13 protein-coding genes are annotated in these 15,025 nt (G+C 59.1%); 11 read left to right on the top strand and 2 right to left on the bottom strand.

The window, feature by feature from the left end; genetic code table 11:
- Positions 1–33: 33 nt before the first annotated feature.
- The 11 genes from OQ273_RS13505 (at position 34) to OQ273_RS13455 (ending at position 12,748) form a co-directional block, all read left to right on the top strand.
- The gene (locus OQ273_RS13505; protein WP_267991022.1) at positions 34–1,806 is read left to right on the top strand and encodes a type I secretion system permease/ATPase; all 1,773 of its coding nucleotides are present in this window, start codon (positions 34–36) and stop codon (positions 1,804–1,806) included.
- Positions 1,807–1,923: 117 nt separating this feature from the next.
- Positions 1,924–3,168, top strand: coding sequence for an HlyD family type I secretion periplasmic adaptor subunit (locus OQ273_RS13500; protein ID WP_267991021.1), 1,245 nt, complete (start codon positions 1,924–1,926; stop codon positions 3,166–3,168).
- A 229-nt stretch (positions 3,169–3,397) separates the two neighbouring features.
- On the top strand, positions 3,398–4,183 hold the full coding sequence (locus OQ273_RS13495) for an SDR family oxidoreductase (protein ID WP_267991020.1): 786 nt from the start codon (positions 3,398–3,400) through the stop codon (positions 4,181–4,183).
- 77 nt (positions 4,184–4,260) lie between these two features.
- On the top strand, positions 4,261–5,127 hold the full coding sequence (locus tag OQ273_RS13490; protein ID WP_267991019.1) for a MurR/RpiR family transcriptional regulator: 867 nt from the start codon (positions 4,261–4,263) through the stop codon (positions 5,125–5,127).
- Positions 5,128–5,271: 144 nt separating this feature from the next.
- Positions 5,272–6,000 carry an SDR family NAD(P)-dependent oxidoreductase gene (locus OQ273_RS13485; protein WP_267991018.1) on the top strand — a complete coding sequence of 243 codons (729 nt, stop codon included), beginning with the start codon at positions 5,272–5,274 and terminating at the stop codon, positions 5,998–6,000.
- Positions 5,993–7,156: a Gfo/Idh/MocA family protein gene (locus tag OQ273_RS13480; protein ID WP_267991017.1), complete on the top strand. Its 1,164-nt coding sequence runs from the start codon at positions 5,993–5,995 to the stop codon at positions 7,154–7,156. Before OQ273_RS13485 ends, OQ273_RS13480 begins: the two co-directional genes overlap by 8 nt.
- A gap of 32 nt (positions 7,157–7,188) precedes the next feature.
- A complete protein-coding gene (locus OQ273_RS13475) occupies positions 7,189–8,103 on the top strand; it encodes a sugar phosphate isomerase/epimerase family protein (RefSeq protein WP_267991016.1) in 915 nt (304 codons plus the stop codon).
- 56 nt (positions 8,104–8,159) lie between these two features.
- Entirely contained in the window at positions 8,160–9,188 is a 1,029-nt protein-coding gene (locus tag OQ273_RS13470) for an ABC transporter substrate-binding protein (protein ID WP_267991015.1), read from the top strand.
- A gap of 86 nt (positions 9,189–9,274) precedes the next feature.
- Entirely contained in the window at positions 9,275–10,789 is a 1,515-nt protein-coding gene (locus OQ273_RS13465; protein ID WP_267991014.1) for a sugar ABC transporter ATP-binding protein, read from the top strand.
- A 7-nt stretch (positions 10,790–10,796) separates the two neighbouring features.
- The gene (locus OQ273_RS13460; RefSeq protein ID WP_267991013.1) at positions 10,797–11,771 is read left to right on the top strand and encodes an ABC transporter permease; all 975 of its coding nucleotides are present in this window, start codon (positions 10,797–10,799) and stop codon (positions 11,769–11,771) included.
- Complete coding sequence (locus OQ273_RS13455) at positions 11,768–12,748, top strand: ABC transporter permease (RefSeq protein ID WP_267991012.1); 981 nt, start codon at positions 11,768–11,770, stop codon at positions 12,746–12,748. The genes OQ273_RS13460 and OQ273_RS13455 overlap by 4 nt, the downstream gene beginning before the upstream one ends.
- Positions 12,749–12,754: 6 nt before the next feature.
- On the opposite strand, the gene OQ273_RS13450 is transcribed toward OQ273_RS13455, so the two are convergent.
- Both OQ273_RS13450 and OQ273_RS13445 read right to left on the bottom strand, forming a co-directional pair.
- Positions 12,755–13,852, bottom strand: a complete 1,098-nt coding sequence (locus OQ273_RS13450; RefSeq protein WP_267991011.1) for a hypothetical protein — start codon at positions 13,850–13,852, stop codon at positions 12,755–12,757.
- Positions 13,849–14,886 carry a LacI family DNA-binding transcriptional regulator gene (locus OQ273_RS13445; RefSeq protein ID WP_267991010.1) on the bottom strand — a complete coding sequence of 346 codons (1,038 nt, stop codon included), beginning with the start codon at positions 14,884–14,886 and terminating at the stop codon, positions 13,849–13,851. Before OQ273_RS13445 ends, OQ273_RS13450 begins: the two co-directional genes overlap by 4 nt.
- Positions 14,887–15,025: the final 139 nt, after the last annotated feature.

Below are 15,025 nucleotides of genomic sequence, written 5' to 3'. Positions count from 1 at the left end.
GGGTGAGAACGTGGCATTTCGGAGTACGCGCCAATGAGCATCAAAGACAGCCAGTTTCAGCTAGCGACGCGGCGCCTGCGTTCGTCATTCATTGGTGTCGGCCTGTTCAGCGCAGCCGTGAACATTCTCATGCTGACCGGCCCGCTCTTCATGCTGCAGATTTACGACCGGGTCCTGTCCAGCCGTTCGGTGCCGACGCTCGTGGCGCTGGTTGTGCTGGTTGGCGTGCTCTATGCGTTCATGGCGGTCTTCGACTTCATTCGCGTGCGGCTTTTGTCACGCGCCGCCCATCGCTTTGATCTTGAGTTGATGCCGCTGGCGCAAAAAACATTGATATATCAGGGTCTTGCAGCCGGTCGTTTATCCTCTCGTCCCGAGCAGGATTTGAGCGCCGTGCGTCAGTTTGTCGGAAGCAACGGGCCGGTCGCGCTGCTGGATTTGCCCTGGGTGCCGTTTTACCTCGCATTGGTTTTCTTGCTGCATCAGTGGCTGGGGTTCCTGGCTCTGGCCGGTGCGTTGATCGTGATCACCCTGGCCCTGATCAATGAGTTTGCGACGCGCGGTGCCATTCGCGAGGGCGCTGGGCACGAGTTTTCCGCCAGCCTGATCGGTCAGCAGGTTCACGACAATTCGGAGCCGCTGGTCGCCATGGGCATGGCGGGGCGCATGACGGACAAATGGGGTGAAATCCGTCGCCTTGCCCTGGCGCACACGCAAAGGGCGACGGGCACCGCCGAAATGGTCTCGGCGTCCTCGCGGGCCTTCAGATTGCTTTTGCAATCCTCGATCCTGGCATTGGGCGCCTACCTTGCCATCCATCAGCAGATTTCCGCCGGCGCCATTGTGGCAGCATCGATCATTGCCGGTCGCGCCCTTGCACCGGTCGATCAGGCCATCGGTCAATGGAAGGGTTTTGTGCGCGCACGGCTGGCGTTTTCACGTTTGAAAAAAGCGATCGGCGATATCGGCCTCGAAGAGACGCGTACCCAACTGCCGGAGCCTGAGGGAACCGTCGACGTCAGCGGGCTGATCAAGCTCATGCCCGAGGCCGAACAGGCTGGGGCAAACAACAGACCGCCCATTTTGCAGGACATCAACTTCAAGCTGAGGCCCGGTGACGGCCTCGGGGTGATCGGGCCGAGTACCGCAGGCAAATCCAGTCTTGCGCGCCTCTTGACTGGCATCTGGTTGCCGGATCGCGGCTCGGTCACCCTGGATGGTGCCGGCTTTAGCCTGTGGGATCAGGAAGCGCTTGGGAGGCATATTGGCTATCTGCCGCAGGATGTCTGCCTTATCAACGGCACCATCCGGCAAAATGTCTCCCGCTTTGATGCGGAAGCCCAGGATTATGATGTGATTGCCGCTGCGCAACTGGCGGGCGTGCACGACATGGTGCTTGCCTTGCCCGAAGGTTACGACACCACAATCGGGCAGGGCGGCACGATGTTGTCCGGTGGGCAGGCGCAGCGCATTGCCCTTGCGCAGGCAGTCTACAAGCAGCCGGCGCTGGTGGTGCTGGACGAGCCGAATTCCAACATGGATACCGAAGGCGATGCGGCATTGTCCGATTGCATCAAGGCGCTGCGCGCATCGGGTTCGACCGTGATTGTCATGGCGCATCGTCCGAGCGCGATCGCTTCGGTCAACAAGATCCTGATGCTCAAAGGGGGACGTCAGGTCGATTTCGGTGACAAGCAGGAGGTTCTGCAGCGCGCGACGCGGGCGGTGAGTTCCGAGCGCGTCAATCCCGGCGCAGACGAGGTGCGTGTCCTCAAACCACACACAAAAGCGGCACCTGCTGAATAGCGCGGTCAAGCGGAGTTGGAGAACACCATGAACACGAAGGCTGCAGCAACTGTAACTGTACCGCCCTCTATCAGCGTGAAGACCAGCGGAACCAGATGGTTGGTGACGGGTTTGCTCATGCTTGCGCTCTTGTTCGGCATCGGCGGATACTGGGCGGCCACCGTCCCGTTGTCCGGCGCAGTCCTTGCGTCAGGCTCCGTCACCGTCGCGGGCAATGCGAAAACTGTTCAGCATCCCGACGGCGGCGTTGTCACGCAATTGCTGGTCAATGACGGCAGCTTTGTTGAAGAGGGCGATCTTCTCCTCCGGCTGGACGATACCTTGCTGAGGGCGAATTTGAACATTTACACCAACAGGCTGCAGGAGGCGGCAACGCAGCGCAGCCGGCTGATTGCCGAGCGTGACGGCCTCGATCGGATTTCCTGGGACCATGGCGTCCTCCACGAGCACGATATTCCGGTCTCGGCGAGCGTCGAGGAGGACCACGCATCATTGTTTGCGGCACGCAGGAATACGCTGGAAGGGCAGGCCAATCAGTATCGCGAGCAGATCGCGCAATACAAAAATCAGCTGCTTGGGACTGAGGCTCAAAAACAATCTGCAGACGAGCAAATCGCACTCCTCGAGGAAGAGTTGGCGGGGTTTGAAAAGCTGGACAAACAGGGCTTCATCTCGGCGTCCGAAGTTCGCGCCCTGCGCCGACAGATCGCGGAAATGAAAGGCCAGTCCGGCGAAATGGTCGCTGAACTGGCGCGGATCGAAAACGCCATCACCGAATCTGAAATCAAGATTTCTCAGACCCGGCGGGAATTCGTACAGAACGCACTTGCCGAACTGTCACAGACCGAAACCGAAATCCGTGACATGGTCCAACAGCTCATCGCAACCCGTTCGCAGATCGCGCGTACGGATATCCGGGCTCCGGTCAGCGGTATGGTGCACGAGCTTTCGATGTTTACGGTTGGAGGGGTCGTGGCGCCGGGCGCGCCTGTTATGCAGATCGTGCCTCAAACCAGTGACTTGAATGTCGAAGCCAGTGTGGAGCCGAGTTCCATCGATCAGATCTGGATCGGTCAGGAGGTCGTGTCGCGGTTTTCAGCATTCAACCAGCGGACCACCCCGGAACTGATGGGTGAGGTGGCGTCGATTTCACCCAGCACGACGGTGGATGAAAACACCGGGCTGAGCTACTACAAGGTGCGCTTTACGTTCACCGAGGGGGAATTCGTAAAACTTGGAGATGTGCGATTGGTGCCCGGAATGCCCGTTGAATCTCACATTCGCACACAAGAACGAACAACCCTCAGCTACGTCCTCAAGCCGCTGACGGACAATTTCCAGAACGCGCTCCGCGAGCGGTAAAATGGCGCTCCATATTTAAGGCTTTTGCGCAGCGCGGCGTGCCGGTGTCTTAAATTACGGCACGGCGTATTTCACCGGCTTTCAAACCACTGGCGCCAGGCACGTACCGGACGGCGGCTCCATCCCGTCCGGACACACTGTCTTATACGCAGAAATTTTCATATTGATAATTTTGAAAATTTTCATCTACTATTGCTCGGACCCGTGAAGCGAGAGGAAGTGGCAGCCGATGGAAGCACGTGTCGACGGCAAGATCGTTCTTGTTACCGGTTCAACGCAGGGCATTGGCCGGGCGATTGCCGTCGAATGCGCAAAAAGCGGTGCAGAGGCAATTGTCGTATCGGGGCTCGACACCGGTGCTGGAGAGCAGACGGTGTCCGAATTGACGGATCTCGGGTCCGAGGCGTATCTGGTTGTGGAAGACCTGACCATCGAAGGCGGGGCCGATCGCGTGTTCGATCAGGCCTCCAGCCGGTTTGGCCGGATCGACGCCTTGGTCAATTGCGCCGGTTTGACGACTCGCGGATCAACGCTCGATGCCACCCGCAAGCTCTGGGATGAACTGTTTCAGATCAATGCCAAGGAACCGTTTTTTCTGATGCAGCGCATGATCGGAACGTTGCGCAGGCAAAAGCGTCCGGGCGAAATCCTGAACATCCTTTCGATGAACGCCCATGGCGGTGGCGGCGAGTTGACGGTTTATTCGGCAACGAAGGCCGCGCTTTCGTTGATCACGAAAAACGCAGCGCACCAGCACCGTTTTGACCGCATTCGCATCAACGGCATCAACGTCGGATGGACCGATACCCCCGCCGAACGCACGATGCAGGCTGAGTTGCTTGGCAAAGGGCCCGGCTGGCTTGACGAGGCGGCGGCGCAGCAGCCTTTCAAACGCCTGCTGTCGCCCAAAGATGTGGCCAGCCTGTCCGTTTTTCTCCTCAGCGACGTATCGTCGCCGATGACCGGATCCATCGTGGACCAGGAACAATGGGTGTTAGGAGGTGTGGACAGCTGAGACCCGCCAGCCGGGTAACGGCCCCCCGGAAACAAGATTGAAGCAGCGATTGTTCGCCGCAGGAGACAGGCGCAAATATGCCGAAGACAAAACAGGCACCGAAAAGCCAAAAACCGATCGAGGACTATGCGTCCCTCGTCGAAACGCTGATGGTCAGGCAAAAGAGCCTGCCCAAACGCCTCAACCAGATTGCCCAGTTCTTTCTGAACAATCCCGAGGACGTGGCGATTTACAACATTGTCGGACTATCGAAACTCGCCGGCGTGCCAGCCGCCAACATCACCCGTTTCGCAAAGGAACTGGGGTTTGCCGGTTTTGCGGACCTGCAGGACGTTTTCCGTCAGCGACTCGTCGGACCGCGCATGACCTACGCCGATCGCATCAAGGCGCTTGGAGACGCGCGCATAAAGAGCGGCGAGAACGAACTCGATCTCGAGCAGCCACGGGCCATATTCGATACCTTCGTCCAGACGGCTGTCGATTCACTGCTGCGGCTGAGAGAGGATGTCGATGACGGCGCGCTGCAATCCTTTGTTGACGCGATGGCCGACTGTGAGGCGATCCATATCTGCGCGGCGCGCGGTGCCTTCGGCATTGGTGCCTATTCCTTTTACGGTCTCGCCAAGGTCGGCAAGCCTGTTCACCTGATTGATAATCTAGGGGCCATGCGCGTTGAGCAGGTCAGGGCCATCAGGAAAAACGATGCTGTCCTGCTTTTGACGTTCGACGACTACACCGCAGAAACGGTCGATGTCGCCGAAATGGCGGCGGAAAGACAAATTCCGGTGCTCGCGATTACCGACAATGAACTGAGCCCGGTGGTCGGACTTGCTGATCATGTTCTCTACGTCAAGGAAGCGCATCTCGGGCACTTTCGTTCACAGGTTCCGGCTTTTGTTTTGTGCCAGAGCCTGATTGTGAGTCTTAGCAGGAAACTGGCGTAACAGTTTGAAATTTTGAAAATAAAAGGAAATCAGCAGCGGCGGAGCAATGGAGGGGACACGGATATTTTCATATTCGTAAAAATGAAAATATTGTTGCATAAGCTTTTTTTGCGTGGAAGAGTGAAAGCGAAAACGGAGACGGACATGAACCCCGACAGTGTTTTTAATTTCTCCTCACGCAATGTTCTGGTTGTCGGCGCAAGCCGCGCGGGGATCGGTTCGGCGATTGCCGCATCGTTCAAGGCAGGCGGTGCGGATGTCACGATTACCGGGGTGGAGCCGGAGCCCGCCGAGGCGGACCGTGGCCGTTATCGCTACATGCAGATCAATGTCACCGATGCCTCCGACATCGCAGATCTGGCAGCCGAGACGGATGAGCTGGATGTTCTGGTCAACTGCGCAGCCATAACCTCCCGGGGCGAGGAAATGGACCCGGAGTTCTTCGGCAAGGTCATTGATGTCAATCTGGAAGGCACTTTCCGCATGTCGTCGGCCTTTCTTGAACATCTCAAACGCAGCCAGGGCAACGTCATCAACATCGCGTCGATGTATGCCTCCTTCGGCAGCCCGATGAACCCGGCCTATGGCGCATCGAAAGCCGCTGTCCGACAGCTGACCAAATCCCTGGCGATGGCCTGGGCGCAGTTCAATATTCGCGTCAATTGCATCGCACCGGGCTTCATCATCACCGAGCAGTCGGCAAAAAGCAGAACCAATTCCAGCCATGTTGAAGCGGTGAATGCCCGCACGCCCATGGGCCGTTGGGGCGCGCCGGAAGATCTGGCCGGCCCGGCACTGTTCCTGGCGTCGCCCGCCGCGTCTTTCATGACCGGCACATGTCTGAGTGTAGACGGAGGCTATTCGGTTGCGTGAGGGGAGTGATATCGGCGCTATTGGAGCGGCGGTGATCGGCACCGGTTTTATCGGCACGGTGCATGCTCAGGCTTTGCGCCGTTTGGGTGTGAACGTGGTCGGCCTGCTCGGTTCCTCACCTGAGCGGGGCAGGACGGCGGCGGATGCGATAGGCGTTGCAAAAGCCTATGCGGATCTGGACGAATTGTTGAGAGACCCGGCGGTTCAGGTCGTTCATGTGACGTCCCCCAACCAGTTTCACCATCAGCAGGTCAAGCAGATCCTGGCGGCGGGCCGGCATGTGGTCTGTGAAAAACCGCTGACCATGACCTCAGCGGAATCCGCCGAACTCGTGGAGTTGGCACAGGCCGGCAATCTGATCACCGCGGTCAACTACAACATCAGGTTCTATCCGCTCAATCAGCATGCACGCGGGATGGCGGCAACTGGCGCTTTCGGCGATATCCGGCTGATTTCCGGCCATTACATGCAGGATTGGCTGCTGCACGACACCGATTGGAACTGGCGGCTGGAGGCCGACAAGGGCGGCCATTTGCGGGCAGTCGGAGACATCGGCACCCACTGGATCGACCTGACGAGCTATATCACCGGTCTGAAAGTCACATCCGTAATGGCCGAACTGTCGACATTCTTGAAGACAAGGCAGCAACCGCTCGGGCCGGTCGAGACCTTTTCCAAGGAGCGCTCCACCAACACAAAACCGACAGAAATCACGACGGATGATACGGCGCTGCTGTTGCTGCGTTACGAAAACGGCGCCCGCGGCTCTGTTGTGATCAGCCAGGTCAGCGCGGGCAGAAAGAACTCGCTGCAATGGCAGATCGATGGATCGAAGTCCTCTGCCGCATGGAATTCCGAAACGCCCGATCATCTGTGGATCGGTCACAGGGATGAACCCAACCAGATCCTGCAGCGCGATGCCGCCTTGATGAATGCAAGGGGAGCGGCGGCAGCGGCCTTGCCGGGCGGTCATGTCGAGGGGTTTGCCGATTCATTTTTCGCCCTTTTCCGCGAGATTTACGCGGCGGTTGCTGCGGGGCATGCGCCGTCCGAAGCGGGCTACGCCAGTTTTGCCGACGGCCACTACGAGATGCTCGTATGTGATGCCGTTCTTGAAAGCGCGCGCCAGGGGCGCTGGGTCGACATCCGCCACTAGGAAAACGTCATGCACAGACCGATGGAGGAAGCATGCAACTTGGACTACTGACAGCACCTTTTCCCGATGTGCCCTTGATGGACGTTGCCGATTGGTCCGTCGCATCGGGTTTTGAGGCGCTGGAGATTGCCTGTTGGCCGGTATCCAAAGGCCCGACGCGGCGTTATGCGGGCACCAGCCATATCGATGTCGCCAATATCGGCAAGTCAGAGGCAAGCGATATTGTTGCGACGCTGTCCGACAAGGGTCTGACAGTGTCGGCTCTGGGCTACTACCCCAACCCGCTCCACCCGGACGAGGATCACCGCAACACGGTCATCGAGCATCTCAAGCTGGTGATTGCCGCGGCCGGTCATATGGGGCTTTCCGTCGTCAACACGTTTTGCGGCGGCGATGCGTCCAGAAATATTGACGAAAACTGGGAAAGCGCGCTTCAGGTCTGGCCTGACATCATTGCCCACGCCCGCGATTGCGGTGTGAAGATCGCCTTCGAAAACTGCCCGATGATCTTTAGCTACGATGAATGGCCGGGCGGACACAACATTGCCTATTCGCCACGTATCTGGCGCCGTATCATCGAGAGCTGGGACGGCGAGGTCGGCATGAATTTCGACCCGAGCCACCTGATTTTGCAGATGATCGATCAGGATCGCTTCATCCGCGAATTCGGTGGCCATATGTTCCATGTCCACGCCAAGGATCTGATGATCGACCGCGACGGTCTTTATGATCGTGGAATCCTGTCGGCAGGCATGGGCTGGCAGGTGCCGCGCCTGCCGGGCCTCGGCGATGTGAACTGGGCCGACTTCTTCGCCGGACTTTATCGGGCTAGCTATGACGGCCCCGTCATCATCGAACACGAAGATCGCGATTTTGAAGGAACGGAGGAACTGGTGAAAAGAGGATTCCTGCTCGCGCGGGATGTATTGCGGCCGTTTGTAAAATGAAAACAGGCCCGTCCCGGGCCGGCCGAAATTAGGGATATGACAAGGAGGAGACCAAGATGAAAAAGAAAATTCTGAAAGCCACCCTGTTGGGGGCGTTCACAATGAGCCTGATGGGTTCGGCAATGGCGATGGACTACACGATCGGCATTTCCAACACCGTGCAGGGCAATGGCTGGCGCGAGGAAATGGTTTGCGCCATGAAGGCCGAAGCGCTGGCATCGGGCAAGGTGAAGTCTCTGAACATTGCGCATCGCAACACCGATGCCGCTGGTCAGATTGAGGACATCAACAACCTGATCCAGGCGGGCGTCGATGCAATCGTTATCAATCCGGCAAACCCGGACGGCGTGAGCCCGGCGATCAAGGCTGCCACGGACAAGGGCATTGTTGTCGTCGCCGTTGACCAGTCGGTATCCGAGGAATCGGCCTATGTGCTGTCCAACAACCAGGAAGAATATGCCTATCTTGGCGCCAAATGGCTGTTCGAGGAGATCGGCGGCAAGGGTTCGGTCGTCTATATGCGCGGCGCTGCGGGCGCATCGGCGGATGATGATCGCGACAAGGGCTTCAAGCGCGCCCTGGCGGAGTTTCCGGATGTCAAGGTTGCCCATGAGGTCTTCACCGGATGGCAGCAGGATCAGGGAAAGCAGCAGATCCTCGACTACATCGCCACAGGCATCCCGTTTGATGGCGTCTGGACGTCCGGCATCGACAATGTGATCGTCGATGCTTTCGTCGAATCCGATACGCCGCTGGTTCCGATTGTCGGTGCCGACAACGCCGGTTTTGTCGGCCAGTTGAACAGTGTCGATGGTCTTGTCGGTGCAGCCGTCACGAACCCCGGCTCGGTCGGCGGTGCCGGTGTGGCGCTGGCCATCAAGCTGCTTGAAGGCGAAAAACCGGCTGCACGTACGGTTCTGGTGGACCCGGAACTCTGGCAGAACGCAACGAAGGAAGGCAAGGAGCAGCTCATGGCTGCTGCCGATCCGTCGCTGGACCCTGAGTGGCCTGTTTCGATCTTCATCCCCGGATGGACGAACTACACCAAGGAACAGATCATCGCCTGTAAGGGCCCCGGCGAGTAGGCTGATAGAAAAAACACGGACCGGCGGGCCGAAGAACCCGCCGGCCCGGTCCTGTTTTTCCCTCTATGACAAGGACGGCCGGCTCCATGGCAAACAGCCCCCTCTTGAGTGCCAAGGGCGTGAGCAAGACCTATGGTGCTGTCGTGGCTTTGAGCAACGCCTCGCTGGAGCTGGCGAGCGGCGAGATCGTTGCCCTGATGGGAGCCAACGGAGCGGGAAAATCGACACTCGTTAAAATCCTGACCGGTGCGATCGCGCCTAGTTCCGGCGACATTCTGATCAAGGGCAGGAAACATGCCGTCAGATCACCTGCGGATGCGCGATCAGCGGGCCTGGTTCCCGTCTACCAGGAGCCTTCCCTCATTCCCGATCTGGATGTCCTCGACAATCTGCGTCTCGGCAACACGCCGGTTGAGGCCTTCCGTCATTGGGTCAATGAATTGGGCGTCCAGAAACTGGATATGAGCGAAGCGGCTTATCGTTTGCCGCTGGCCATCCAGCGCGTGCTGGATCTGGCGCGTGCCCTTGCCAGCGAGCCGGACGTTCTGCTGCTCGACGAGATGACCGCAGCTCTGCCCACCGACATGGTGGACAAGGTTCTGGATGTGGTGCGCAAGCAGAAAGAGCTTGATCGTTCGGTGATCTACATTTCCCATCGCTTCCCGGAAATCTCCGCCGTTTGTGATCGCGCCAACGTGTTGCGCGACGGAGAGACGGTGGGTGATGTCGCCATCGAGGATGGCATTGAAGATCACATCGTTGAGTTGATGTTGGGCGCACCGGTACAAGCGGCAAGAAAGGCCTCGGCTATTTCAAAGCCGGAGGCACTCGCAGGTTCCGACGCAGTGCCGCGCCTGAGTGTGCGTAACCTCGCGGCTGCCAGCAAGCTGGTTGATGTCTCCTTTGACCTCAACGCGGGCGAGGTTCTTGGTGTTGCCGGGCTTGAAGGGCAGGGGCAGGACGAACTGTTCGAAGCCCTCGCCGGCATGATCCGCCCGACGGGCGGAACCATCGAAATCGACGGCGCGATTCAGGAATTTCACCATCCCGCCGATGCAATCGCAGCCGGCCATGTCTATGTGCCGGGCGATCGGGCGGACGCCCTGCTGATGCAGCGCTCCGTGCGTGAGAACATCGCGATGCCCTTCCATACGCACCCCTCGCAATGGGGGCTGATCAATATGTCCGCTGAAAAGAACAAGGTGGACGCCGCCATCGAGCGGCTGCAGATCGATACCCGTGCGCAGGGCGAGGTCCAGCGGCTTTCGGGCGGCAATCAGCAAAAGGTCACCATTGCGCGCTGGATCGCCCTCGGTGTCCGCACATTGTTGTGTTTCGATCCGACCCGCGGCATCGATGTCAGGACCAAGCGTGAAATCTACCCGCTCTTGCGCGAGCTCGCCGAGCAGGGTTCATCCGTCCTGCTTTATACTTCGGAGCTTGAGGAGATCCAGTTGGCCTGTGACCGGGCCATTGTCATCTTCGGAGGCCGGGTTGTTGATCAGATGCATGTCCGGGACGCCGATGAGCCGACCCTCATGCGCGCCGCTTATGGCTTGAGCAGGGCCTCGCCTTCCCCAGAACAAGAAACTGTAGTGTGAGCGCGCGGTGCTGAAATTTCTTCGCAGCCATTACTGGAATATCGGGCTTTGCGTCATCCTCGCAATGCTCTTTGTTTTCACCAAGATCATCCAGCCGAACTACGGCGCCTCCGGGCTTGAAGCACTGGCGCGCGCCGCTTTGCCATTCGCCTTCGCGACGGCCGCACAGGCGATTGTGGTGATCGCCGGCGGCATCGATCTGTCCATTGCCTCGATGATGGCTGTCGCCAGCGTCACGGCGGCAGTGCTGATGGACGGAGCAAGCGAGCAGGCGGCCCTCTGGGTGGTTCCGTTCGTACTGCTGGTCGGGGTCTGCATGGGTGCGATCAACGGCATGCTGATTGTCTTCACCAGAGTGCCGGACATTGTCGTAACCCTTGCCATGCTCTTCGTCTGGGAGGGTGTTGCGCTGATGATCCTGAAGGCGCCTGGCGGCGGGGCGGCTGACTGGCTGATGGGCCTTCTGGTCGGTTCCGTCTCGATTTACGGGGTTCCGGAAAGCATCACGCAGTTTGTTCCGAAATCTTTCATTTTGCTTGTTGTGTGCATCGGCGTGGTGTGGTGGCCGTTTCGCCGCTCCCGCTTCGGCCTGTCGGTCTATGCGATCGGCTCGTCCAGCCTCGCCGCGTTCCGCTCCGGGGTGTCGGTCAACAGAACGAAGATCGCCGCCTATGCCATGGCCGGGCTGTTCGCCGCCATGGGCGGATTGGTGCTGACGGCAAGCACCGGCATCGGAGCGCCCATTCCAGGGCCGTATCTGTTGGCCAGTGTCGCGGCCGTCGTTCTCGGCGGCGTCACCTTGGGAGGCGGGCGTGGCGGCCTGATCGGCCCGATCATCGCGGTCATCATCTTGCGCCTGGTGCGCACGGATCTGGCGCTGCTGTCGGTCGATCCCAATGTCACAGCCATTGTTGAAGGCACAATCATGGTCGTTGTCGTGATGGCCGGAGGATTGATAGCGGTAAGGTCGCGACACAAATGACAACGCAAACGCAGCCAAAACCCAACACCGGCAACATCATAAGACGGTTCTTGCGCGACTATCCGCTGGTGCCGCTGATTATCTTGCTGATCGCCCTTGTCGTTGCGCTGGAGATCATGCGTCCGGGTATCGTCAACGAACGCTGGATCGGCAATACGATCAAATTCGCCATTCCGCTTGCCATGCTTGCTGCCTGTCAGACGCTGACCATGCTGACCGGCGGCATCGACTTGTCCGTCGGTGTTGCGGCGACGGTCAGCGCCTTTGTCGCGGCGACCCAGCTTTCAAGCCTTGGTCCCGCCGGGGCAATCCTGATTGCGCTCGTCCCGCCGCTCCTCGTCGGTCTTGCCAACGGCATCGGCGTCGGGATTTTCAGGGTTCATCCGCTGATCATGACCCTTGGAACAGGTCTGATCGCGGCGGGATGCCTGCAGGTTTATCAGCGTACCGTGATTGCGTCAGGATCGTCCGTTCCGGAGATACTGGCCTGGCTCGGCACCGGCCGGACCGGTGGGTTTCCCAACTCGCTGATCGTGTTCATCCCGCTTGCGATTGTCATTATCGTCGGCCTTCGCCGTACCGGCTTCGGCCGTCTGCTCTACGCCATCGGCGAAAACGAAGATGCCGCGCGCCTGGCGGGAGTGCGCACATGGCAGGTGCTGATTGCCCTTTATGTCCTGTCCGGCCTGATCGCCGGCATCACCGGGTTGATCTATCTGGGGCTGATCAAGGCGCCGTCACTCTCCCTGGTGGAGCCAAGGGTCCTTCCGTCCGTGGCGGCGGCCGTTATCGGCGGCACCTCGATCTTCGGCGGGCGGGGCACCTATTCGGGCACCATTGTCGGCGCGCTGATCCTGACCGTCCTGACAACCATGCTCACCGTCATGCAGATCCCCGAGGGTACAAGACGCATCTTCTTCGGCCTGATCATTCTGGCGGTCACCGCGATCTATGTGCGCATCACCGAGGAAAACTGACGGGTCTCAAAGACCGAAATGCGCGCCATCGAAGGGCAACGTGACGCTGTCACCGCCGGCATCCAACAGCGTCAGTGAGGTCCTATCAACCGCGATATCGGCAATGTCGCGCCAGCCGTCGGGCGCCGGGATGGCGCCGAAACCGTAGGCGATCTCGCTGGTGCGATCTTCGCCAAGACAAAGACCCTGCGCCAGACCGGCACGCGAAACATCGGCTGTGCTGGAGAACTCTCCCGTCTCGTGGCAGCTTGAGACGACCTCCTCGATGCCGAGCACATGCGTATGCCGGCCGAGCCATGGCGCGTAGTCGCGCCCGCCATTGCTCATCCAAAGAACCGTCTCCGGCAGGGCGGTGGCGTCCTTGACGGCGAAGAACAGGAAGCCGTCGGCCTTGGCCAGCGCCGCCGACCAGCCGATCTTGAGTTCCGGATCGCCTGCCAGAAGGACAATATCTTCGTGGCGGCTTGAAAACGGGTAGTCGCGAATATCATGCGTCGCCCCGCCTTTGCCTTCGACCTGATCAAGGCGTGTTATCCTCTGCGGGTATGTCAGGATCGAGCGGCCCCGTGTCGGATCCGATTCCAGTTCTGCATTCGGGGTCATGCCGTAGAGCTTTTGTGAGAAGCTCAGCCTTGCACCACCGGGCGTCCGGATCATGGCGTGATGGCCGGCCGGCAGGTGGCCGGTTCCGCCGTTGAACGTGTGACGTTGATAGATGAACGGGTGACCGGGGCGAACGGTCAGTGTTTTCGTCACACTTGCACCCTGAACGGTTTCCCTCAGCCTGTATGTGTGTCTACGCGCACCGTCCGTATCGCCCGTTTTTTCACCGGCATGCCATGTTCCGTTTGCTGTCCAGCCATGAATGGGCTGGCCTTGACTGGCGCCGAAGGGCGCGCAGAAAAAGTCGCCGGACAATTGCCCTTCGACAAGCGCGATGTCGTCCGCATGCAAAGCGGCATCCTGAGCCCAGGGTGCGGTATGGAGCGGTCGAACGACTTCTCCGTTTGTTGACGTGAAAACAACGTTCTGAAAGTTGCCGCCCAACCGGTTGAAATCCAAGGCAATGCAGTCGGAAGCGATGTGGTCGAGATGTCCGGTCATGATTCAGGTGGCAGGTTTTCACGAAAGATCGGGTTGATTGTAAAGGTCGGAGAGGACGGCACGGCTGCACCCTTAAGCCGGGAAACGAGAATATCTACGGCAGTCTCGGCTTCGGATTTTGCATCTTCGTCGATCACCACATCCATCACTCCATCGGTCAGATAGGCGCGGGTGTCCCACGAAAGGCCATGCCCGATGAAAAGGACCGATTTCTCGCGTCCTGCCTCCATGAGAGCTTCGGCGATGCCGGCCTGTCCGGCGCCGATACAGTAGATCGCGTCGAGATCGTCATACTGTTCCAGCAAGGCGCGCGTTGCTTCACGCGCGCGATCGGCATTTTCCTGCACTTCAAGCTCATTGACAATGCGCAGGCCGGGAAACATCTCTCGCAGAACGCTTCGAAATCCCATCTCCCGTTCCTCATGGCCGCGATAGGCCCGCGATCCGAGAATGAGGGCCGCCTTGCCCTTCGCTATACCCAAAAGCCTCCCGGTGAGATAGCCGGCAAGTCGGCCGCCTGCATGATTATCAATGCCCACATAGTTGGCCTTGGGAACGTTGCGGATGTCGGAAGCGAGCGTGACAACGGGAATACCTCTTCGGCAAAGGCCGCGCAGCAATTCGCGGATTTTATGGCTGTCCACCCCGACGATGCCGACGGCCCGGGTTGTCGCTGACAGCTCCTGAAGCATCGCGGCAAGTTCGCCTTCCGTGGCCGCCGCCGGCCGGTGAATGGTTATGCTCACCGCATCGGACCGTTTTGCATAGTCGGCAAGATATCGGCTCTGGTCTGCCAGGAAAGCGTTGCCCTGATCCGGGATGATAAAATCGATAGGCAGGGTTTCCTGCGCGGGCCTGCCCATGCCGGCCCCGTGTTTGCCGGTCAGTTCCTCGATGACGGCGAGCACATGACTCCTTGTGTGGTTCTGCACACCGCTTCTGTTGTGGATGACCCGGTCAACCGTCGCACGCGATACGCCGGACAGTTCGCAAATGTCTTTCACTTTCGGGCGGCGGGGCGGTGAGCCGGGCATGAAGCATTTCCATTGAGGGTGGATCGGGCCGATGTATTGCATCAATTTGATGCATACAGATCAAATAATCAACGTGTTGATACAATAATAGATCAAGATGAGGCATTCTTGCCCAATAAAATCTTGACTCATTTTAACC

Source organism: Hoeflea prorocentri, assembly GCF_027944115.1.
GTDB lineage: Bacteria > Pseudomonadota > Alphaproteobacteria > Rhizobiales > Rhizobiaceae > Hoeflea_A > Hoeflea_A prorocentri.
The sequence above is the reverse complement of the archived record's forward strand: the minus strand, read 5'-3'. Positions and strand labels throughout refer to the sequence as shown.